18 protein-coding genes are annotated in these 21143 nt (G+C 70.0%); 10 read left to right on the top strand and 8 right to left on the bottom strand.

Going from position 1 to position 21143, the window contains the following annotated elements; translation table 11 throughout:
• Together BZY54_RS30215 and BZY54_RS30210 are read right to left on the bottom strand one after the other, a co-directional pair.
• Positions 1-1170: NAD(P)/FAD-dependent oxidoreductase (locus BZY54_RS30215; protein ID WP_086728500.1), on the bottom strand; the 1170-nt coding region annotated here is incomplete at its 3' end.
• A gap of 4 nt (positions 1171-1174) precedes the next feature.
• Entirely contained in the window at positions 1175-1363 is a 189-nt protein-coding gene (locus tag BZY54_RS30210; protein WP_086728499.1) for a ferredoxin, read from the bottom strand.
• 335 nt (positions 1364-1698) lie between these two features.
• Between BZY54_RS30210 and BZY54_RS30205 the strand changes: the two genes are divergently transcribed.
• Positions 1699-3054, top strand: coding sequence for a glutamine synthetase family protein (locus tag BZY54_RS30205; protein ID WP_086728498.1), 1356 nt, complete (start codon positions 1699-1701; stop codon positions 3052-3054).
• 19 nt (positions 3055-3073) lie between these two features.
• Positions 3074-4366 (top strand): cytochrome P450, encoded by a 1293-nt coding sequence (locus BZY54_RS30200; protein WP_086728497.1) that lies wholly within the window; start codon positions 3074-3076, stop codon positions 4364-4366.
• A 182-nt stretch (positions 4367-4548) separates the two neighbouring features.
• Here the strand turns inward: BZY54_RS30200 and BZY54_RS30195 are convergent, their stop codons facing one another.
• The 3 genes from BZY54_RS30195 to BZY54_RS53725 all read right to left on the bottom strand — a co-directional run bounded on the left by BZY54_RS30195 (position 4549) and on the right by BZY54_RS53725 (position 6242).
• The gene (locus BZY54_RS30195) at positions 4549-5319 is read right to left on the bottom strand and encodes a transglycosylase SLT domain-containing protein (RefSeq protein WP_086728504.1); all 771 of its coding nucleotides are present in this window, start codon (positions 5317-5319) and stop codon (positions 4549-4551) included.
• 547 nt (positions 5320-5866) lie between these two features.
• Entirely contained in the window at positions 5867-6037 is a 171-nt protein-coding gene (locus tag BZY54_RS53730) for a cupin domain-containing protein (RefSeq protein WP_244217410.1), read from the bottom strand.
• 4 nt (positions 6038-6041) lie between these two features.
• Positions 6042-6242 carry a cupin domain-containing protein gene (locus BZY54_RS53725; protein WP_244217409.1) on the bottom strand — a complete coding sequence of 67 codons (201 nt, stop codon included), beginning with the start codon at positions 6240-6242 and terminating at the stop codon, positions 6042-6044.
• Positions 6243-6889: 647 nt separating this feature from the next.
• Here BZY54_RS53725 and BZY54_RS30185 point away from each other — a divergent pair.
• The 3 genes from BZY54_RS30185 to BZY54_RS53720 all read left to right on the top strand — a co-directional run bounded on the left by BZY54_RS30185 (position 6890) and on the right by BZY54_RS53720 (position 14074).
• Positions 6890-10666 (top strand): S8 family serine peptidase, encoded by a 3777-nt coding sequence (locus BZY54_RS30185; protein WP_244217408.1) that lies wholly within the window; start codon positions 6890-6892, stop codon positions 10664-10666.
• Between the two features lie 354 nt (positions 10667-11020).
• Positions 11021-13315, top strand: a complete 2295-nt coding sequence (locus BZY54_RS30180) for a M4 family metallopeptidase (protein WP_086728496.1) — start codon at positions 11021-11023, stop codon at positions 13313-13315.
• 444 nt (positions 13316-13759) lie between these two features.
• Complete coding sequence (locus tag BZY54_RS53720; RefSeq protein WP_244217406.1) at positions 13760-14074, top strand: hypothetical protein; 315 nt, start codon at positions 13760-13762, stop codon at positions 14072-14074.
• A 268-nt stretch (positions 14075-14342) separates the two neighbouring features.
• Here BZY54_RS53720 and BZY54_RS30170 read toward each other — a convergent pair whose 3' ends face one another.
• Complete coding sequence (locus BZY54_RS30170; protein ID WP_086728495.1) at positions 14343-15785, bottom strand: aldehyde dehydrogenase; 1443 nt, start codon at positions 15783-15785, stop codon at positions 14343-14345.
• Between the two features lie 143 nt (positions 15786-15928).
• Between BZY54_RS30170 and BZY54_RS54830 the strand changes: the two genes are divergently transcribed.
• Positions 15929-16063 carry a hypothetical protein gene (locus tag BZY54_RS54830; protein WP_279634714.1) on the top strand — a complete coding sequence of 45 codons (135 nt, stop codon included), beginning with the start codon at positions 15929-15931 and terminating at the stop codon, positions 16061-16063.
• Between the two features lie 80 nt (positions 16064-16143).
• Here the strand turns inward: BZY54_RS54830 and BZY54_RS55615 are convergent, their stop codons facing one another.
• Complete coding sequence (locus tag BZY54_RS55615) at positions 16144-16329, bottom strand: hypothetical protein (protein ID WP_425276331.1); 186 nt, start codon at positions 16327-16329, stop codon at positions 16144-16146.
• Positions 16330-16876: 547 nt separating this feature from the next.
• Here BZY54_RS55615 and BZY54_RS30165 point away from each other — a divergent pair.
• Positions 16877-17938 (top strand): alpha/beta fold hydrolase, encoded by a 1062-nt coding sequence (locus BZY54_RS30165; RefSeq protein WP_086728494.1) that lies wholly within the window; start codon positions 16877-16879, stop codon positions 17936-17938.
• Positions 17939-18155: 217 nt separating this feature from the next.
• Here the strand turns inward: BZY54_RS30165 and BZY54_RS30160 are convergent, their stop codons facing one another.
• Positions 18156-18317 (bottom strand): hypothetical protein, encoded by a 162-nt coding sequence (locus BZY54_RS30160; protein ID WP_208640815.1) that lies wholly within the window; start codon positions 18315-18317, stop codon positions 18156-18158.
• A gap of 200 nt (positions 18318-18517) precedes the next feature.
• On the opposite strand from BZY54_RS30160, the gene BZY54_RS30155 reads away from it, so the two are divergent.
• From BZY54_RS30155 to BZY54_RS49620, 3 genes are all read left to right on the top strand, one after another.
• Complete coding sequence (locus tag BZY54_RS30155) at positions 18518-19369, top strand: alpha/beta fold hydrolase (protein WP_244217405.1); 852 nt, start codon at positions 18518-18520, stop codon at positions 19367-19369.
• A 106-nt stretch (positions 19370-19475) separates the two neighbouring features.
• Entirely contained in the window at positions 19476-20354 is an 879-nt protein-coding gene (locus BZY54_RS30150) for a helix-turn-helix domain-containing protein (protein WP_086728501.1), read from the top strand.
• 67 nt (positions 20355-20421) lie between these two features.
• Positions 20422-20901, top strand: a complete 480-nt coding sequence (locus BZY54_RS49620) for an alpha/beta fold hydrolase (protein WP_107419856.1) — start codon at positions 20422-20424, stop codon at positions 20899-20901.
• Positions 20902-21143: the final 242 nt, after the last annotated feature.

Genomic DNA, 21143 nt, shown 5'->3' with positions numbered 1-21143 from the left:
GTAGCGGGCGGCGGCCGCCGCGGCGGCCTGGCCGCCGAGGGCGACGACGCCGACCAGGCGGCCGTCCGCGTGGTAGCCGGCCAGGACGTCGCCGTCGGGGTCGCCGTCCAGGACGCGCACGTCGTCCTTGCCGAGGGCGGGAGCGCCGAAGGACTGGAGCCGGAAGTCGTGCTGGTCGCTCCAGAAGGTCGGCAGCGGAGCGAACGGCGCGAGGTCGGCGACGGTTCCGTGGAGGTGGGCGGCGAGGACGCGGGCGGCGTGCTTGGCGGTGTCCGTGGGGATCGACCAGTGCTCGACGCGGCGGGGTACGCCGTCGTAGCGGGCGTTGGGGAAGCGGGCGACGTCGCCGACCGCGACCACGTCGGGACGGCCGCCCACCCGCAGGTGCTCGTCCGTGAGCACACCGTCGGTGAGGTCCAGGCCGTTGCCGTCGAGCCATTCGGTGTTGGCGACGGAGCCGACCGACTCCACCACGACGTCCGCGGCGACGACCGTGCCGTCGGACAGGACCACGCCGGTGACCCGGTCGTCCCCCTCGAAGCCGGTCACTCCTCTGCCGAGGGCGAACCGGACACCCCGCTGTTCGTGGCGCCTCAGCAGCGCTTCGCCGAGCAGGCCGCCGAGGGGCCCGACCATGGGCAGCGGCAGCGGGTCGACCACGGTGACCTCGGCGGCACCGAGGGCCACGGCGGTGGCGGCCACCTCGCAGCCGATGAATCCGGCCCCGACCACGACCACGCGCGCGCCCGGGCGGGTCAGCGCCTCGCGCAGCCCTTGGGCGTCGACCAGGGTGCGGACGGTGTGCCGCCCGGCGAGAGGGCCGGGGCAGCGCAGTCGCCTCGGGCGCATACCGGTCGCCACGACCAGACCGGCGTACGGCAGGACCTCGCCGTCGTCGAGTTCGACGACGCGACGGTCGAGGTCGGACCGGACCACCTTCGTGCCCAGGCTCCACCGCACGTCGGCGACGCTGGCGCGGGGCCTGAAGGCGAGGGACTCGAACGGGGCCCGGCCGGCCAGGACCTCCTTGGAGAGCGGCGGCCGGTTGTAGGGCATGTGGGGCTCGTCCCCGACCAGGGTGATCGGCCCGCTCCAGCCGGCCGCGCGCAGCTGTTCGGCGGCGCGCAGGCCGGCCATGGACGCGCCGGCCACGACGACGGTCGCGCTCACGGGTTCAGTCCTCGATCCGGATGGCCTGGAGCGGGCAGACGTCGGCGGCCTCCTCGACCTCGTCGCGGAGCGCTTCGTCTGGGTCGGGGACGTAGGCCAGGTGCCCGGCGTCGTCGAAGCTGAAGACGTCGGGTGCGGCGAAGACGCACTGGCCGTGGTCCTGGCACTTGTTCATGTCGACGACGACCTTCATGGCCGTTCCTCCTGGTACTGAGGGGCGTCGGAGAGGGGAAAGGGGGGCCCGGACAGCGGGGTCCGGGCCCCGGCCAAAGGGGTGCGGTCGATGCCGACCCCCAACTCGTTTGGCTTCAAACAACATAGGAACGGCCGGGCCTCTGGTCAATAGCTATCCAGCTGGATAAATTTCTGCGGCAGAACCCTTGCGGGAGGGTGACGGGCGTCCCTACCGTTTGGCATCAAACAAGTGAGCGGGCCCACTGCGCCTCTCGCAGTGCGACACCGCCCCTCCCCCTCTCCCCCAGCGCTCTGAGCTCTGGGAGGCGCCCCCTTCCCCTAGAGGAGACACCGGTGAGCGCATCCGACACCTCACCCGTCCACCGCCATATGGAGCGGCTGGCCGCCGAGGGCATCGACGTGGTCCGGGTGACCTATCCCGACCTCATCGGCACCGAACGGGCCAGGGACGTCCTGCTGGACCAGCTGCCCTCGGCCTGCGAGCACGGCCTCGCCTTCTGCCGCGCCGTCTACCACACCACCCCCCAGGGCGACGTGGTCCCGGTGGCCGGAGGCCTGGACGCCGGCCTGCCCGACATCTGCGTGCGCCCCGATCTCGACACCCTGACCCCCCTGCCGTGGGAGCCCGGAGTCGCCACCTGCCTCGGCGAGGTCACCGACCCGGCCACCGGGCTCGCCGCGCCCGAGTCCCCCCGCGATCTGCTGCGCAGTGTCATCGACCGATGTCACGAGCACGGCCTGCGCCCGGTGGTGGGTCCGGAACTGGAGTACTTCCTGTGCGAGGCCGCCCCTGACGCCCCGACCGGCTGGCGCCGCTACAGCGAGGCCCAGGGCGTCGTCTACACCGCGGGACTGCGCGCGGACGGCGACAACCACCTGCTGCGCACCCTCCGGCTGCTGCGTGACCTGGGCATCGGCGTGAGCAGCGGCAACCACGAGTTCGACGGCTCGCAGTTCGAGATCAACCTGACCCACTCGGACGCCATGGCGGCCGCGGACCGCGCCTTCCGCTTCAAGGCCGCGATCAAGGAACTGGCCCGCAAGGAGGGCCGGCTCGCCACCTTCATGGCCAAACCCTTCAACGGCGTGGGCGGCTCCGGCTTCCACCTCCACCTGTCCTGCGTGGACGACCGGGGCGACAACACCTTCGGCGACACCTCCGCGCCCTACGGCCTGTCGGCCACGGCGCGCCACGCGGTGGCCGGCGTCCTCGCGCACGCCCCCGCGCTCGCGGCACTGGCCAATCCGACGGTCAACTCCTACAAGCGCTTCGGCCCCGACACCCTCGCGCCCTGGCTGGTCGACTGGGGCCTGGACAACCGCAGCGCCATGGTCCGCGTCCCGCCCGAGCGCGGCGCCGGCTCCCGGCTCGAACTGCGGCTGGGCGATGCGAGCGCCAACCCCTACCTGCTGATCGCGGGCACCGTCGCGGCGGCCCTGCTGGGGGTGCTGGCCGGCGAGGAGCCGCCGGCACCACTGGAGGGTTACGGCTACGACACCACCAAGTCCGCCGTCCTGCCGACGACCCTGCCGGCCGCCCTGGACGCCCTGGAGGCGGACACGGCACTGACCGAGGTGCTCGGCAAGGACTTCACCGCTTCCTACCTCTCGTACAAGCGCGACGAGGTCGCACGCTTCCACCGGCACGTCACCGACTGGGAGTTCACCGAGTACGCCTACCATCTGTGACGCCGAGGAGCCCCACCCCATGACGATCACCACCCCGTCCGTGAGCGACGCCGTGCGCGAGCCCCTGCCCCTGGCCGACGTCGACCTCGCGAACCTCGACAACTTCACCGACGGCGTCACCCCCTGGCGCATGTTCCACACCCTGCGCCACCAGGCCCCCGTCCACTGGCAGCCCGAAGAGGCCCCCAACTCCGGCTTCTGGGCCCTCACCCGGCACGCCGACATCGCCCGCGTCGACCGCGACGCGCAGACCTTCACCTCGACGCGGTTCGTCAATCTCGAAGAGGTCGACGAGGACCAGATCAAGAAGCGTGCTTCCATCCTGGAGCTTGACGGCGTCCGCCACCGCGCCCTGCGCAGCCTGCTGCAGCGGCAGTTCGGCGCGAGCGTCATCAACAGCTACGCCGACTTCCTGCGCGGCCTGACCGCCACCACGCTCGACGCGGCCCTGGCCAAGGGCACCTTCGACTTCGTCAAGGAGGTCTCCGCCGACTTCCCCATCAACGTCCTGGCCCGCCTCCTGGACGTGCCCCCGGAGGACAACCAGCAGCTCATCGACTGGGGCAACCGCATCATCGGCAATACCGACCCCGACTACGCCGACGTCCTGCTGCACAGCGAGGAGAGCGAGAAGTACCGCGACCTGCCGTTCCGCTCACCCGCCTCGCTGGAGGTCTTCGCCTACGGCCGCGAGCTGGCCCGGCAGCGCCGCGGCGGCACCGGCACCGACCTGATCTCCAAGCTGGTCAACGAGACGCCTCGCGACGGGGTCCCGCTCTCCGCGCAGGACTTCGACAACTACTTCCTGCTCCTGGTCGTCGCCGGCAACGAGACCACCCGCCACACCATCACGCACTCCATGCTGGCCCTCCTCCAGCACCCCGAGCAGCTCGCCCGGCTCCAGGAGGACCCCTCCCTCATCCCGACCGCGGTCGAGGAGTTCCTGCGCTGGGCCTCCCCCGTCTACCACTTCCGGCGCACCGCCACCCGCGACGTCGAACTCGGCGGCAAGCAGATCAAGGAAGGCGACAAGGTCGTCATGTGGTTCGCCTCCGGCAACCGCGACGAGGAGGTCTTCGGCAACCCCTACGACTTCGACGTCACCCGGCAGGACAACGACCACATCACCTTCGGCAAGGGCAGCCCGCACCTGTGCCTGGGCAACCTGCTGGCCCGGACCGAGATCCGTATCATGTTCGAGGAACTGATCCCGCGCCTGGCGGGCATCCGCCTCGTGGGCGACGTGCCCCGGGTCCGCTCCAACTTCGTCAACGGCATCAAGAGGCTGCCCGTTGAGGTCACCCTCGTCTGACACCGTGCGTCCGTGGTGACGGGCCGCCCGGCAACCGTGTCCCCGCCGTACGCCGTGGTGTGTCACATCACGGCGTACGGTCGCGCGCGTGGGCGTGCAAGGTGGATGGAGAGGTCGTCGTGGCCGGTGGCCGCCCTGGGACACCACCCCGTCCATGTCCCTGCCGAGCCCCTGAGTGCCCGTCAGTAGGGGCCGTTGACGTTGTCGATCGAGCCGTAACGGTGGTACGCGTAGTTGCACGCGGCCGTGATGTTGGCCACCGGGTCGTAGATGTTCCACGAGGTGCCGGGCACGTGGTACGTGCTGAAGGTCGGGGCGATGACCTGGAGGAGGCCCTTCGACGGGGTGCCTTTCGCCGCGTTGGAGTCCCAGAGGTTGATGGCGTTCGGGTTGCCGGAGGACTCCCGCATGACGTTGCGGTAGATGCCGTTGTACGTGCCCGGGATGCCGTTCTTCGCCATGACGGCCAGCGAGTGCCTGATCCAGCCGTCCAGGTTGTTCGGGTAGGTCGCCTGGTCACTGGAGGCGGCCGTGGTGTCGGCGGCCGTCGAAGATCCGGTTTTCACGGCCGGGGAGGATTCGGTCTTCGCGGCCGTCGAAGTTCCGGTTTTCGCGGCCGAGGAGGATTCGCTCTTCACGGCCGAGGAAGATCCGGTGGGCAGGGTCAGGACCTGGCCCGGATAGACGACGTAGGGGCTGGAGAGGTGGCTGGCCTCTGCGATGGCCTGCCAGCCGCCCGGCACGTCGAGGGATCGGGCGATCGCGGCCAGGTGGTCGCCGGGCCTGACGACGTAGGTGGCCGTGCTGGTGGATGCGACGACCGGAACGGCATGGGCGGCCCCGGCCGTCCCGAGCGTGGCCGTGCACGCCAGGGCGAATGAGCCGGTGATGACGGCGCTGCCGGCGGAGAAGCGGCGAGGCCGGCGAGAGCGTTTGGCGGCATGTCTGGGCATGGTGCGGTCCTTGTCCATGGATTGCATGGCCCGCAGTTGTCGCCGATCCCCCTCGACAATCCACACCGCATTTCGTTTGTGGTGCGCTGCGGCGGGGACATTCTTAACCGCCGGTTAATAAGTCGACAATTCCTCTTTTTACTAAGCGCGGTAGTTGCCGCTCGACGCGTTGCCCGGGACGAGCGCTGCAAACAGGCGCCAGTTAAGGAATCGATAATGCACTAAGGTGCATCGTAAGTGAATTGCGTCACGCCGGACGAGCGGTCTCCCTGTCGACATGGAACGACAAAGCCACCCCTCGACCGCATTTTGTTGTATTGCAGATCAAGTCGGTCAATAGGTGAAATACGAGATTACGCCCTATTTCGTCCCCCAGGCGAAGGAATCGGGCAAGTCGTCACCGGTTGTGCTGCGGACCTGCGACCTGTCGCACCGGCCCAGACCGGGGTTCGCCGGCCCGGCGGCGGCAGGTCTCCGACCGACATGGTCTGCAAGCGGGCTCGAGGGCTCGATCATCCCGTCCGTGGCGCATGCCGAGTGGCGGTCATCATGGCCGGGTGACCCGCATGTGTCGCCGTGCGGCCAGCTCCTCCGCGTTGACCACGGTCAGCACCGGAGTGCCCGGCGGCGCGAACATGGTCACCACCAGCTGCGACTGCGCGTCCGGAAGGTTGTTGCCGCCCTGGTAGTGGATCACGTCGCCCCCGGGCTCGAACACGGCGTCACCGGCCCTGAGTACCCGAGGCGGCCGCCCAGCCGAAGAGCGGCCCGGGATGCCGGTGCGGCGGCGCGCCGGGGTCACCGGGCGGCAGGGTGACCCGGACGGTCCTGGCCTCGGCGCCCGCCGGGATACCGGCCGCCGCCTCCGGCAGGGTCGCGATCACCTCGACGCCTGGGGGCAGGTGTGCGTGCTCAGCGCTCATGCATTCCTCCGAACAGGGACTGTCGACAGCAAGGACAAGACGGCCTCCCCGTTTGTGACAGCCCTACGCGGCGGATCGGCTTGTCCCGCGGGCGCGACTCGATCGAACCGCCCACCTGGTGGAAGGTGTTGACGACTCCCGGCAGCAGCCCTGCCTCCTCATTGCCGACTCCCGGCGGACCGGCCTCACGCCGCGGGAGCCTGCCACGCTGTTCCGGGTCGGCCGCATAGGCAGCCGGGGGCCGAGCAGCCGACTCGTGTCCGCCCGGGATGTCCCGACCGCGGGCACCGGTTTCACACCTGCGCAACTGCACGTAGTCCCCTCCGACTTCTCCTTGTCATGGTGCCCGTGTGACGGCGAAGGTGCAGTGCGAGCCGCGGGCCCGCTGACCAACAGTCACGGGACAGCCCTTGAGTCGCGTCGTGCGCGGCTGTCGACATCGACACACGGCCGAACGGAAGGACCTCAGGATTGGAAATCGAACGTTCGTGATGCGAGGGACGCCGCCCCCGGCCAAACGCGGTTCGACAACAATCCGGCTGTAACTCCGCCGATCTGGCATTTGCTATTCAGCTCCAGCCCCACTGATTCAGAAGACCGTCGCCGCCGGAGGCAAGGTGAGGATATCTCTTTCCCGAAGATCGGCCGTGGCGGTTGCCATCGCGACCGCAGTCGTCGCCACCCCGGTGGCCCCGTCCGCGGCTCAGGACGCCGCTTCTCCCCAACTGGCCGCGACAGCCACGGGCTTGGCCAACCGCAATCATCCTGCACCGACCACGGTCACGTTGATCACCGGCGACAAAGTGACGGTGACTCAAGGAGCTGCCGGAGCGGCGCCCGCGGTCAGCGTCAAACGCGCACCGGGTGCCACGGGCTCGGTACGTGTCACCACCGAAGGCCGGGACACCTACGTGTACCCCGACAACGCCATGCCCTACATCGCGGGCGGCCGGCTCGACAAGCAACTCTTCGACGTGACCGAGCTGATAGCCCAGGGCTACGACGACGAGCACGCGACCTCGCTCCCCCTGATCGTCACCCACAAGAAGGACGCGGCGACCCTCAAGCCCGACACCGAGAAGGGCTCGCCCACTCCGCGGCCCAACGCGGCGCTGCCCGGCTCCGAGACCACGTTGAGCCTGCCCGTGGTCCACGGCGAGGCGGTGCGCACCCGTCGGTCGAAGTCCGCCACCTTCTGGGCGGCCCTCACCAACAGCCGGTCGACAGCTCGCAAGAGCGGCACGCCGCGAACGCCTCCCTTCACCGCCGGCGTGGACAAGGTGTGGCTCGACGGCAAGGCGAAGGGGACCCTCGCCGACAGCACGGCGCAGATCGGCGCTCCAGCGGTCTGGGCAGGCGGCGGCACGGGCGGCGGGGTGCGGGTCGCCGTCCTGGACACCGGGGTGGACACCACCCATCCGGACCTCAAGGATCGCATCGTGGCGTCCAAGAGCTTCGTCCCCGGCGAGGACGTCATCGACCGGTTCGGGCACGGGACGCACACCGCCTCCACCGTCGCAGGGACGGGCGCCGCGTCCGGCGGAAAGGAGAAGGGAGTCGCTCCCGAGGCCGATCTGCTGGTGGGGAAGGTACTCAGTGACCAGAACGTCGGTCAGGACTCCTGGATCATCAACGGCATGGAGTGGGCGGCGCGGACCGAGCACGCCAAGGTGATCAGCATGAGCCTCGGCAGTGCGGTCCGGAACGGCCAGGACAATCCGCTGAGCCAGGCCGTGAACCAGTTGAGCGCCGAGACGGGCGCACTCTTCGTCATCGCCGCGGGCAACAACGGAGAACAGGGTGCCTACACTCTCGGCTCGCCCGGAACCGCAGAGGCCGCACTCACCGTCGGCGCGGTGGACGGCTCCGACCACCTGGCCGCCTTCTCCAGTGCCGGTCCGCGCGAGGACGATGACGGGCTCAAGCCGGATATCACCGCTCCCGGTGTGAACGTGCTCGCCGCACGCTCGCAGTACATGAACGACGGCGGAGAGGGCTACTACCGCCTGGACAGCGGCACCTCCATGGCGACGCCCCACGTCGCCGGTGCGGCCGTCCTGCTGGCCCAGAAGCACCCGGAGTGGAGCGCGCAGCAGATCAAGGACGCCTTGATGAGCACAAGCGTGCCCACCCCCGACTACAGCCCCTACCAGGCCGGCGCCGGCCGGGTGAACGTGCCCGGTGCGTACTACGCCAAGGTCTTCGCCACCGGATCGGTGGACGCGGGGCTCGTCAAGTGGTCGCCCGAGACGCAGCGGCAGCCGATCCAGCGGCAGATCACCTACACCAACACCACGGACGCCCCGGTCACTCTGGACCTCTCCGTCGACGCGGGCAGCACGCCGGCGCAGGCCTTCACGCTGGGCGCCGACCATGTCACCGTGCCCGCGCACGGAACCGCGCAGGCCGGCCTGGTGGCGGACCCGAGGGGGCTCGCGGCGGGCCAGTACACCGCCCGCGTCACGGCACGCTTCAACGGCGGTGAGGTGCACACGGCCGCAGGGTTCTCGGTCGAGTCCGAGAAGTACGCCCTGACCGTCAGTCTCAAGGACCGCGCCGGCCGACCCATGAGCGGCGTCGTTGACATCCGGGGCGCTGACGGTAGCGACTTCCTCGTGGAGGTCCCCTCGGACGGAACGGCCTCCCGGCGGCTGGCCCCCGGCTCCTACACGGTCTTCTCCTTCGCCGACGTGGAAGGTCTGCACGGCCCCCACTCCCTCGGGTACGCGGTGCTGACCGCTCCCGAAGTCGACCTGGCGGCCGACCGGACCGTGGAGCTCGACGCCTCGCAGGCACGCCAGGTGAAGGTGGCGACGCCCAAGCCGAGCGCCGTCGTCCAGAGCAGGATCGACATCTACCGGAACTGGACGTCGGCCGAGCCCGTGCCGAACTGGGGAGCCCTGTTCGACGTGGAGTTCACCTCCCCTGCCTACGACAGCCTGTGGGCCCTGCCGACCAAGGACAAGGTGAAGAAGGGCAGCTTCGCCTTCAGCACCAGGATCCGCGCCGAGCAGACCCCGCTGGCGATCACCTACGGTGGCCACCGCCTTGACGACGCGCTCGTGCAGCCCGGTGCCAAGCCGCTGCCGGCCGGCCCGTCGCGCCTCGACGCCGTGTTGGCCGGCACCGGCTCACCGGCCGAGTACGCCGGCGTCTCCGCCCGCGGCAAGGCCGTGGTCGTGCACAGCAGCGACACCGTGACCCCCGCGGACCAGGCGGCAGCGGCGAAGTCGGCCGGTGCGGCGATGCTCGTGGTGGTCAACGAGGGCTACGGACGGAAGAACGACTGGTACGGCGACACCGACGGCGTGACCACCGGCGTGGTCCCGGTCGCCTCGGTGACCCAGGACGAGGGAGAGGCACTGATCAAGAAGATCACCGCCGCGGGCAAGACAGGAGTACGGCTCGCTGTCGAGGCTCACCCCGCGCCCGAGTATTTGTACGACCTGGCCGACTACCACGTCGGTGGAGTCCCTGCGGACCCCTCGGCCGGGACGGACCCCGGCGACCTCGCCCGGATCGACCTCGACTTCGCCCCGCCGGCCGGCATGCAGGCCATCGAGAAGCGGGTGGACTTCCCTCCGTACGAATGGCCGGGAACCGCGGCGCCCTCGCTGTCCGCCGAGCCGGTCACCCCGGGGCCGCGCACCGACTGGGTCTCCGCCGGTGGCGGCCGCAAGTGGCAGCAGTTCGGCACTGTCCTGGGATTCACTGATTCGCGCACCGACCAGGTGGCGTACCAGCCGGGTAGCGTACACAAGGACCGCTGGTTCGGACCCATCATCCGGCCCCGCCTGCTCAACAACAACATCCTGTACCGCGGTGGGGAGTGGTTCAGCGGCTATCTCGAGGCGTTCGGCGATGCCGGGGCCGCGCACAGCGGCGGGATGATCGGCGCCCCGCAGACCGTCTCGCTCTACCAGGGCGACAAGCTGCTGAACCGGATCGAAGGCTCGCCCTGGATCTACCGCGACGCGCTGGCACCGCAGGAACTGCCGTACCGGATGGTCGTCGAGACGAAGGGTGATCCCAGCCTCAGCCCCTACTCCGACACCACCCGCACCGAGTGGAGCTTCACCTCCGGGGCCGGCACCGACGTGCAGGCCGTTCCGCTGGTCCAGCTGGACTACGAAACGGACCTGGACGCCGCAGGCCGGGCCGGCCGCAAGACGGACCTGTCCATCACGCCCGACGTGCTCGGCAGCTCCTCCGCCAGGGACGCGGTCTCCTCGCTGGGACTCGAGGTCTCCTACGACGACGGGAAGACCTGGAAGCGTCAGGACCTGAAGGAGAAGAGGGGTACCTGGCAGGCGTCCCTTAACGCCCCGTCCAGGGCCGAATACGTGTCCATCCGGGTCACCGCCAAGCAGCACAACGGCGGCGGCGTCACCCAGACCGTCATGCGGGCCTTCGGCCTCGAGTGACGCTCGCGCGGGGGCCGGTGTCGCGCTCACGCGCGCGGCACCGACCCCCTGCTGACGAGAAGCCGACACGTGCCCATGCGGAATGCCCTCGTCGCCGATACCGGTTTCACACCTGCGCAACTGCACGTAGTCCCCTCCGATTTCTCCTTGTCATGGCGCAGGTGTGCCAGCGAAGGTGCAGTGCGAGCCGCGGCGCGCTGACCAGCAGTCACGAGACAGCCCTTGAGGCGCGTCGTGCGCGGCTGTCGACATCGACACACGGACAACGGAAGGTCCCCCAGATTGAACTCCTCCAGTAACAGGGCTGCGTCCCCACAGGGTTCGCACCGGCCCCGGCGGCGCCTGGCCGCGACCGTGGTGATCACGGCCGCGGCACTCGCCTTCTCCGCACTGCCCGCCTCGGCCGGCGCCGCCCCCACTTCGGACGCGTCCGGGGGCACCCGCAAGGTGGGAGCGCTACCGCAGATCAAGGCGACGGCCAGACCGGGGGCCGGGAGCGCTCACCTGTCACCCACGCAGCGCCGGCGGCTGCTCGACCAGGCGACCAACGCGGCGCCGGACACCGCCCATTCATTGAACCTCGGCCCCCACGAGAAGCTGATCCCGAAGGACGTGATCCAGGACGCCGACGGAACGGTCCACACCCGCTACGAGCGGACCTACGCCGGACTGCCCGTCATCGGCGGCGACCTGGTGGTCCATCAGCGGCACGACGCCCGCACCGTCACCTACGCCTCCAAGGCGAAGCTGGCCCTGCCGACGACCAAGGCCAAGGTGTCGGCGGACGACGCGAAGAAGTCGGCCCTGAGCAAGGCCGCGGCCAAGGGCACCCGCAGGGGGGACGCGCACACCGCCCCCCGCCAGGTCGTCTGGATGATGAACGACAAGCCCCAACTGGCCTGGGAGACGGTGGTCACCGGCGTACAGCAGGACGGCTCCCCCAGCGAACGCCATGTCGTGACCGACGCCGCGGGCGGCGCCACCCTGGAGAACTCCGAACACGTGGAGTCCGCCCAGGGCAACAGCCTCTACAGCGGGCAGGTCACGATCGGCTCCACCCGCCAGGACGACGGCACGTACGCCCTGATCGACCCGCAGCACGGTGGTCACCGGACGCTCGACTCGAGCGTCAACTCCAACGGGGTCCTGCTCACCGATGACGACGACGTCTGGGGCGACGGAACGGCGGCGAACCCTCAGACCGCGGCGGTCGACGCAGCGTACGGCGCGCAGACGACGTGGGACTTCTACCACGACAGCTTCGGCCGCAACGGCATAGCCGACGACGGCCGCGGCAGTTCCTCCCGAGTCCACTACGAATCCGTGAAAGGGGTCCCCCTCGCCAACGCCAACTGGCAGGACGGCTGCTTCTGCATGAGCTACGGCGACGGCGCGGACGGACAGCACCCGGTGACGTCCCTGGACATCGCCGCGCACGAGATGACACACGGAGTCACCTCCGCCACGGCCGGGCTGGGCAACAACGGCGAATCGCCGGGCCTCAACGAGGCGATCAGCGACATGATGGCCGCCGCCGTCGAGTTCTACGCCGACAACCCCAACGACGTGCCCGACTACACGATGGCCGAGTTGGACGACCTGCACGGCGACGGCAAGCCCATCCGCTACATGGACCTTCCCTCCAAGGCCGGCATCAGCTCCGTCGGCTACGCGCCCCTGGACTACTGGACGCCAGAGGCGAAGTGGGACGAAGCGCATATGGTGGCCGGGGTGGGTGACCACTTCTTCTACCTGCTCGCCGAGGGCAGCGGGCAGAAGACCATCAACGGCGTGGACTACGACAGTCCCACGTACGACGGGCTCCCCGTGGCGGGCATCGGGCTGGCCGACGCCGCCGACGTGGTGTACCGCGCACTCACGGTCTACATGACCAGCACCACCGACTACGCGGGTGCCCGGACCGCGACGCTCCAGGCCGCCACCGATCTCTACGGTGCGGACAGCGACGCCTACGAGGCCGTGGCCAACGCCTGGGCGGCCGTCAACGTCGGGATACGTTTCGTCAACCACATCGCCGTGGAGCCGCCGCCGACCGAGCCGGTGGCGGTCGGCCAGCCGGTCAGCCGCCAGATCACCGCGTCCAGCAGCCGTCCCGGCGCGCTGACCTACTCGGCCAAGTCGCTGCCCCGTGGCCTGTCGATCGACCACAGCACCGGCCTGATCACCGGTACGCCCGACAAGGCCGGTGACTACAGCTCGGTCATCGTCATCACGGACGCGGCCGGGGACACCCGGAACCTCTCGTTCACCTGGACCGCTGTCGAATCCGGCGGACACTTCTTCGTCAACCCCACCACGTATGTGATCCCCAAGTGGGGCGTGGTCGAGTCCCCGCTGGTCTACCAGGGGAAGCCGGGCAACGCGCCCAGTGACCTCAAGGTCACGGTCGACCTCGACCACCAGTTCAGCAATGCCATGGTGATCGATCTGATCGCCCCCGACGGCACCGTCATCCACGTCAAGCCCTGGGGACCCTGGGTGATCACGCCCGAGCTGCACGAGACCTACACGGTCGACGCCTCGGCGGTCACGACGGTCGGCACCTGGAAGCTGCGCGTCACCGACGGCACCCCGGGCATCTTCAGCCTGGACCCGGGCCATCTCCAGCGCTGGAGCCTGACCTTCTGAGGCTCCGGCCCAACGTCCGTGACCGGCGTCCGGCCCGGTGGACAGCGTGACGGCCACCGCATGGTCACCAGGGCTGCGGCCCCTGGAACACCGTGCGGTGGCCGTCAGCCTCACGGCCGTCGCCGACCTGGGTCGGGTTGCCTCGGTGCGGTCCGACTCCACTGTGGGCGGCGCTTGTCGACCGATGCGACGGGATGTGGGAAGCGCCGTCCACGAAACGGATGTCAGTGCTCGTTCATAACATCACGGCATGTCTGATGCCTTCACCGTCTTGTGGACCCATGACACATGCCGTGCCCTGCGTAAGGCAGGTCGCGTGGGACAGCGACCGCCGGTCGCGTACAGCGGCATACATTCCTCCCTGCCTGCCTGGTCGGGTGCCCGAGCCGGGGACGAGGTGACGCGCTGCACGTCAACCGGCGCGTCGTGTACGTGGTGAGCCGCATGCGGGTGATCGACATGGAGCGACGCGACTGCTGCTTCACGGCCCTTGGGCACGGTGACTGGTCGATGCTCGGTGCCCACGGCTGCGGCGCCACCCCGGTACACGTGGACGCGACGCCCGTACGCTTCGACGTGCCGATCCACGGCGATCTCCTGGCGAGGTTCACCTGGCGCAATCGCCGGGGCCAGACCCGCGGCCTGAAGTACGTGGTGGACGGGCACCTCGAACGCTCGGTCAGCCTCCAGGGCTTCTACCGCCTGACCAGCGACTCGGCCGGGGAGCTGGCGCAGATCGTCGAGAACGCCGTCACCTGACGCCGCCGGACGAAAAGGTGACCGGCAGGCACCGGACACGGCCCGTCCCTCCCGCGAGCACCACCCGCCTTCGTCGTTCGTCAGCACGGACTTCCCGGGGCCGCCGACAAAGCGGTGCCCTGACCCGCGCGGGGCGTGGGCGATCCGGCGCCGGACGAGGAAGCCGTCGTCGGACAGCCGGGAGCCGGAAACGCCGCCCCGGCGGCTGGTGGCCGGGTCCAGCTGCCGCCGTCGGCGGTTCCGGTGCGCCGGGAGGCGTACGACGGGATCAGACGGTGATGGTCTTGTACTCGGTGTAGGTGCCGAGGCCGACCGCGCCGTACTCGCGGCCGATGCCGCTGGCCTTGAAGCCGCCGAAGGGACCGTCGAAGGCCACGGAGGCGCCGTTGACCGTGATGGTGCCGGTGCGGACCCGGCGGGCGACTCCCAGGGCGTGGGACTCGTCGGACGACCAGACACCGCCGGAGAGGCCGTACTCGGAGTCGTTGGCGATGCGGACGGCGTCGTCCTCGTCGTCGTAGGCGATGACGACCAAGACCGGGCCGAAGATCTCCTCCTGGGCGATCCGCATGGAGTTGTCGACGTCGGCGAAGACGGTGGGGGTGACGTAGTTGCCCTTCTCCAGGCCCTCGGGGATCTGCGGGCCTCCGGTGACCAGACGGGCGCCCTCCTCGATGCCGAGCTGGATGTAGTTGCGCACCCGCTCCTGCTGGTCGGGGCGGATCATCGGGCCGATGAAGGTGTCGGGATCGTTCGGGTCGCCCACCTTCAGCGACTCGACCAGCTCCTTCAACGCCGTCACGACCTCCTCATACTTCTCGCGCGGGGCGAGGACACGGGTCTGCGCGATGCACGACTCGCCGTTGTTGAGCAGGGAGCCGAACTTCAGGCCCGCGACCGCCTTCTCGATGTCGGCGTCGGGCAGGATGATCACGGCGGACTTGCCGCCCAGCTCCAGGCTGACGCGCTTGAGCTGCTCGCCCGCGATCGCGGCGATACGGCGGCCGGCACGCGTCGAACCGGTGAAGGCGATCTTGTCGACCTCCTTGTGCGAGACCAGGTGTTCGCTGGTCTCCCGGTCGGCGGGCAGGACGCTGATCACGCCTTCGGGCAGACCGACCCGCTCCAGCAGTTCGGCCAGGAAGCCCATGCTCAGCGAGTTCTCCGGGGACACCTTGAGGATCACGGAGTTGCCGGCGGCCAGAGCGGGGATGATTTTCGAGGTGGCCGAGGAGAACGGCGAGTTCCACGGGATCACCGCGGCCACCACGCCGACCGCCTCACGGCGCACCACGCTGCGCACCGGGGACGCCGGATCGGAGGGCACCAGGGTCTCCTCCCAGCCGAACTCCTGCGCCGCCTTCAGATAAGCGTTGGCCTGCCGGGTCAGGCCGGGCTGTCCCGCACGGGTGAACCAGAGCGCCGAACCGTTCTCCAGGGAGATCAGACGCGCGATCTTCTCCGCGTTCTCCTCGCGCAGCGCGTTGAACCGGCGCAGGACCGCGATCCGCTCGGCGGGCGAGGTCAGACGCCACTCACCCGCCTCGAAGGAGGCCCGTGCCGCGGCCACCGCACGGTCGATGTCCGCCGGGTGCGCCTGGGCGACCCGGCCGACCACCGACCGGTCGTGCGGCGAGGCGATGTCGAGCAGCTCCGGGCTGCTCGGCTCGACCCAGGAACCTCCGATGAAAAGGCGGTCGTAGGTGATCATGTGCGTTCTCTCTTCCGGTGCTGTCGTTCGGTTCGTCGGTCGCAACAACTAACTGCCACTTCAATGTAGCACTTCTGAGTATTACCTACACATCGAAGCAGCGATACACCTGACATCTTCCTCAGCACAGTTACCATTGGACAGTGAGAGCCGACGCAGCACGCAACCTCGAAGCCGTCCTGACCACCGGGGCACGCATGCTCACCGCCGACCCGGGCGCGAGCACGGCGGCCGACGTGGTGGTCGACACGTTTCTCCATGGCATCGGCGCGTCATGAGACGCCAACCGGACGGCCGAACGGCTCCGAACCCGGTGGGACGTCGTGCCACCGGGCCCGGAGTGTCTGAGCGGTACCGATCAGGCAGGAAGCCCCCAGAGCCGGTCGGCGCTGGCCGCACAGGTCCAGATCGCGCCGACGGTGGCGCATGTCCGCCAGCCACCGGCGCCCGGGACGGTCACGGTCGGGCCCGCGACGCCGTCGACGACGAAGCCGGCCTGGGCACCGTCGTCGGCCGAGGCGGCCGTGGACCGGCGGACCGAGATGTCCGCCGCGCCGACGACCCGGATGTCCAGCTCACACCTCTACCGCGTGTTCTCCGAGCGGGACATCACCTCACGCCGCCCGGCACGACGCACCGACCGGGCTGGAGGACGACCACGGCATGTGAGCGCGGGACGTCGAGAGACATTCCCTCAGTCGAATGACTGAGGGGGCCGCGGGCCCGGGGCCGGAACGCGCACGGGCTCCGACGGCCCGGGCGCGGCGGCATATGTGCTCACCTGCGCCGCCGAGCGAGAAGTCCGGTGCGGCGCACACCTCCTGTCGCCGTCCGCGTCCGACCGTCATATGACTGATGTGCCCGGTTTCAGCACAGACAAGAGTGTGTACCGCCGATCACGTTCCCGCAAAGGGGGCGACCTCGGACCTACCGACCTCATCGAAACCGTCCTTCGTCACCGGTTTGACAGGTGACGAATGTTGTGCGAGGGTCGTCGCGCCATGAGCCGCGCGGTGATCCCACAGCACCGAAGCGAGCGGGAGACCTCCCGGGCACGGGCCGGTCACCGGAAATGCACGAGAGGGTTTGACATGATCAACAGGCGTACCTTCAGCAAGGCCGTCGGCCTGGGCACCGGCGCGGCGGCGGTCTCGCTGTCCGGCTTCCAGACCGGGGCGTCCGCCGCGACGCCCACCCCGGGCGGCCCCTCCGTTCCCACGGTGCCCACCGTCGCCCCCGGCACCCACACGGAGTTCAGCACGCTCAAGCACGTGAAGGCGGGCGTCCTGGACATCGGCTACGCCGAGGCGGGCCCCGCGCACGGCCCGGTCGTCCTCCTGTTGCACGGCTGGCCCTACGACATCCACAGCTTCGTCGACGTCGCCCCGCTCCTCGCCGACCAGGGCTACCGCGTCCTCGTTCCCTATCTGCGCGGCCACGGCAGCACCCGCTTCCTGTCCGGTCACACCCCGCGCAACGCCGAGCAGTCCGCCATCGCGCTGGACATCATCGCCTTCATGGACGCCCTCAAGATCCACAAGGCGGTCCTCGCCGGCTTCGACTGGGGCTCGCGCACCGCCGACGTCATCGCCGCCCTCTGGCCTGAGCGCGTCAAGGCTCTCGTCTCCACCAGCGGCTACCTGATCACCAACGTCAAGGCGCAGCTCGAACCCGCCCTCCCGGCCGTGGAACACAACTGGTGGTACCAGTGGTACTTCGCCACCGAGCGCGGCAAGAAGGCGATGGAGAACGAGGACGAGCGCATCGCGCTGTGCCGCTACGTGTGGACGCTCGTCTCGCCGAACTGGAATTTCGACGACGCCACCTTCGAGCGCACCGCGCAGGCGTTCAAGAACCCCGACTACGCCGCCATCGTCCTCTACAACTACCGCTGGCGCATCGGCCTCATCGAGGGAGACCGGCGCTACGACCGTTACGAGAAGCAGCTCGCGGCCCAGCCCCCCATCCACGTTCCCACCGTCACCCTCGACGCCGCCCTCGATCCCTTCACCCCGGCCGGCGACGGCTCCGCCTACCGCGCCCACTTCACCGGCCCGTACCAGCACCGGACCATCGCGAACATCGGCCACAACCTGCCGCAGGAGGCGCCCACCACCTTCGCGCAGGCCGTGATCGACGCCGACCACCTCTGAGATCCGTCACCGGCCCGGCGGCCCGCCCACCCGTCGGCCACGCCACTCCCAGGAGGAGCCGTGGGTCCTGTCGTCGAACTCCCGTAGTCCGAGTAGGCCCGCAGCCCTGACCGATGCCCTGAGCGCGGCGGACAGAGGACCGGGCCCCCGCGGCACACGTGTGCGCCGATCCCGGATGCGCGGCCGGGAGGGCATCGCCCTCCCGGCCGCGCCGCGTTCAGGACCCGGTGCGCCTGGGCAGCCGCCGGTTCGGCCGGGGCACGTGGCAGGTGCGGCCGTCCGGGCAGCACTGCGGCCAGTCCCGGTGCTCCGGCTCGGCCTCCCGGAACGGACCGGCCGGCACCACCGCCGGGAGCGCCCTCGCCTCGACATCGCTCACGGCATCTCACCTTTCGGTCCACGGCCGTCCGCGCCGAACCGGCCCCCCGCACCGACCACCGAAGCCCATCTTCCGTCACCACCTTGACAGGTGACGACCACCCTGACAGGTTAGTCACCATTCAGGGCGGTGACGACAGTCCGGCGGACCGACCCGCTCTGCTTCGGAACGTCTGTGGAAACACCTGAAAGGGGTTTGTCGTGGTGAGCATCAAGGGTGGGCGCAAGCGGCTGGTGACGGGTGTGGTCTCGATGCTCACGGCGGGGCTCGCCCTCGGCGCGTTCGCCCTCAGCGGCACCGCCGACGGGGCGACGAACACCGCCGAGGCGGGCAGCCACACCAAGCCGACCATCGTCCTGGAGCACGGCGCCTTCGCCGACGGCTCCAGCTGGAACGGCGTCGTCTCCCGACTGCGCGCCGACGGCTACCCGGTCGTCGCCGCCGCCAACCCGCTGCGCGGCCCGTCCTTTGACGCCGCCGCCCTGCGCACGGTCCTCGACCACGTCAAGGGCCCGAAGATCCTCGTCGGCCACTCCTACGGCGGCAACGTCATCAGCGAGGCCGCCACCGACGACCCGCAGGTCAAGGCCCTCGTCTATGTCGCAGCCTTCCTGCCGGCCCCCGGTGAGAGCGCCCTGGAGCTGACCACCAAGTACCCGGGCTCCACCCTCCCGGACGCCCTCGACCCGGTCACCTACCGGCAGGCCGACGGCTCCAGCGCCACCGACCTGTACATCCAGCAGGACAAGTTCCGCCACCAGTTCGCCGCCGACGTCCCCACCGACCAGGCCGCCCTCATGGCCGCGGAGCAGCGGCCCATCGCGCAGTCCGCCCTGGAGGAGAAGTCCACCAGCGCCGCCTGGAAGACCATCCCAAGCTGGGACATCGTGACCACCCGCGACCTCAACATCCCCGCGGCCGTCCAGCGCTTCATGGCCGAGCGCGCCCACGCGCACACCACCGAGATCGCCGCCTCCCACTCGGTCGCCGTCTCCCACCCCCACGCGGTGACCGACGTGATCGAGCGGGCCGCCCACGCCACCGTCCGCTGACGCTCCCTCGAGGACGGCGGGACACACGGTCCCGCCGTCCTCGGGACATGCCATGGACACGATCCAGCACACCTCATCCGTGTGCGTTCGCGGGAGAATGGACGCCATGACCTCGCACTCCGACCCCCGTGCACTCGGGAAGTTCCTCAAGGCCCGCCGGGCGCAGCTGGATCCGCGGGAGTGCGGTCTGCCCGAGCCCGACTCCACGCGCAGGGTCACGGGACTGCGCCGTGAGGAGGTCGCCCAGCTCGCCGCGATCAGCGTGGACTACTACACCAGGCTCGAACAGGGCCGGGTCCGCGCCTCCGCCCCCGTGCTCGCCACCCTCGTCCGCGCTCTGCGCCTCGACGACGACCAGCAGAGCTACCTCTACGAACTCGCCGGGCGGACCGACGAGCGCCCGCCCCGCCGCCGGGCCGCCCAGCAGGTGCGGCCCGCCATGCGCCGCCTGCTGGACCAGCTCACCCGGACACCCGCGCTCGTCCTCGGCAGACGCCTGGACATACTCGCCTGGAACCCTGCTGCCGAAGCCCTCTACACCGACTTCGCCACGATCCCGGCCGACCGGCGCAACTACCTGCGTCTGCTGTTCACCGACCCCGCGATCCGCGAGATGCACCGGGAGTGGGCACATGACGCCCGGGACGCCGTCGCCGCCCTGCGCATGGAAGCCGCCGCCGACCCCGACGACCCGGAGCTCGCCCGCCTCGTCGCCGACCTGTCCGCGCAGGACGCGGACTTCCGCACCTGGTGGGCCGAACACCGCGTCAACAGCGCGGCCTACGGCACCAAGCACTACCGCCACCACCTGGTCGGCGACCTCACCCTCGACTGCGACACCTGGGCCGGATCCGACGGCTCCGGACAGCGGCTGATGGTCCTCACCGCCGAGACCGGCACCCCCTCCCACGACGCCCTCCGCATCCTCACCTCCTGGACCGCCGAGCGGGTGGACGCAAACCGGGCGAAGGACAGGACACCGTGACCACCAAGCCACGGAGACAGCCGCCACGCCCGGCCCTCGCGCCCGCCGACCGTCCCGTCACGCACGGGTGAACCCGCACGCCCCCTCTCATGCTTCTGGAGTGCGAGAAGAGGTGGCGCGTGCCGGTGTACGACTTCCTGGGCAGTTGGCCCGGGTCCGATCCCCCTGCCCGGCGCAGGGGGCTCCGCGGCCGATACCTGGGAAGCGCATCGCCGACCTCGCGGGCAGGCACACCGTCGTGCTCGCCGACCTCCCCGGCTCGGGTGCAGCCGGCGGCCCGCGTCCCCACTGCGGGTCGGGGGCCCTGGCCGACCGGGGGGCCACGGCACAGGAGGCCGGGCTGCGGGACTTCGTGATCGCGGGGACCTCGCTCGGCACCGTCGTCGCGGCGAAGGTCGCCGCCCGTCATCCCGACCCGGTGCGCGGCCTGTTCACCCTCGCCGGCTTCGCTGACGGCATCGACCTGCTCATCGCGGTGGTCAGACATCACTTCCGGTCCGCGACCACCGCCGAGTGCCCGCACTTCGACGCGGCGGCGGCGACGTGACTGGTCACCTTGCGGCGCGGCGGCGGGCAAAGACCGTCGTCGGTGGCTGCCTCGGCGGGGTGGTCGAGGTTCCCAGCCTGCGCAGCCCGGAGCCGGAGATCGGCTCCTTCTCCGTCACGCTGACGGAGACCGGCCGCCGGCACGCTGTTCGACAAGCTTCGACGAGAGCTTCGACACCTGGCACCGGCACCACGACACGCATTGAAGGCTCCCCTCCCTGAAGGGAGGGGATTCTCCACCCT

It is taken from the genome of Streptomyces carpinensis, assembly GCF_002154505.1.
Lineage (GTDB): Bacteria > Actinomycetota > Actinomycetes > Streptomycetales > Streptomycetaceae > Streptomyces > Streptomyces carpinensis.
Note: the sequence above shows the minus strand (reverse complement) of the source record. Positions and strands in the feature narration are given on the sequence as shown.

What these genes read in the sequence shown, in the direction of transcription:
- BZY54_RS30210 (WP_086728499.1), bottom strand. Translation starts at nt 1,363, where the DNA reads ATGAAGGTCGTCGTCGACATGAACAAGTGCCAGGACCACGGCCAGTGC.
- BZY54_RS30200 (WP_086728497.1), top strand. Translation starts at nt 3,074, where the DNA reads ATGACGATCACCACCCCGTCCGTGAGCGACGCCGTGCGCGAGCCCCTG.
- BZY54_RS30195 (WP_086728504.1), bottom strand. Translation starts at nt 5,319, where the DNA reads ATGCCCAGACATGCCGCCAAACGCTCTCGCCGGCCTCGCCGCTTCTCC.
- BZY54_RS53725 (WP_244217409.1), bottom strand. Translation starts at nt 6,242, where the DNA reads ATGAGCGCTGAGCACGCACACCTGCCCCCAGGCGTCGAGGTGATCGCG.
- BZY54_RS53720 (WP_244217406.1), top strand. Translation starts at nt 13,760, where the DNA reads ATGCGGGTGATCGACATGGAGCGACGCGACTGCTGCTTCACGGCCCTT.
- BZY54_RS30170 (WP_086728495.1), bottom strand. Translation starts at nt 15,785, where the DNA reads ATGATCACCTACGACCGCCTTTTCATCGGAGGTTCCTGGGTCGAGCCG.
- BZY54_RS30165 (WP_086728494.1), top strand. Translation starts at nt 16,877, where the DNA reads ATGATCAACAGGCGTACCTTCAGCAAGGCCGTCGGCCTGGGCACCGGC.
- BZY54_RS30150 (WP_086728501.1), top strand. Translation starts at nt 19,476, where the DNA reads ATGACCTCGCACTCCGACCCCCGTGCACTCGGGAAGTTCCTCAAGGCC.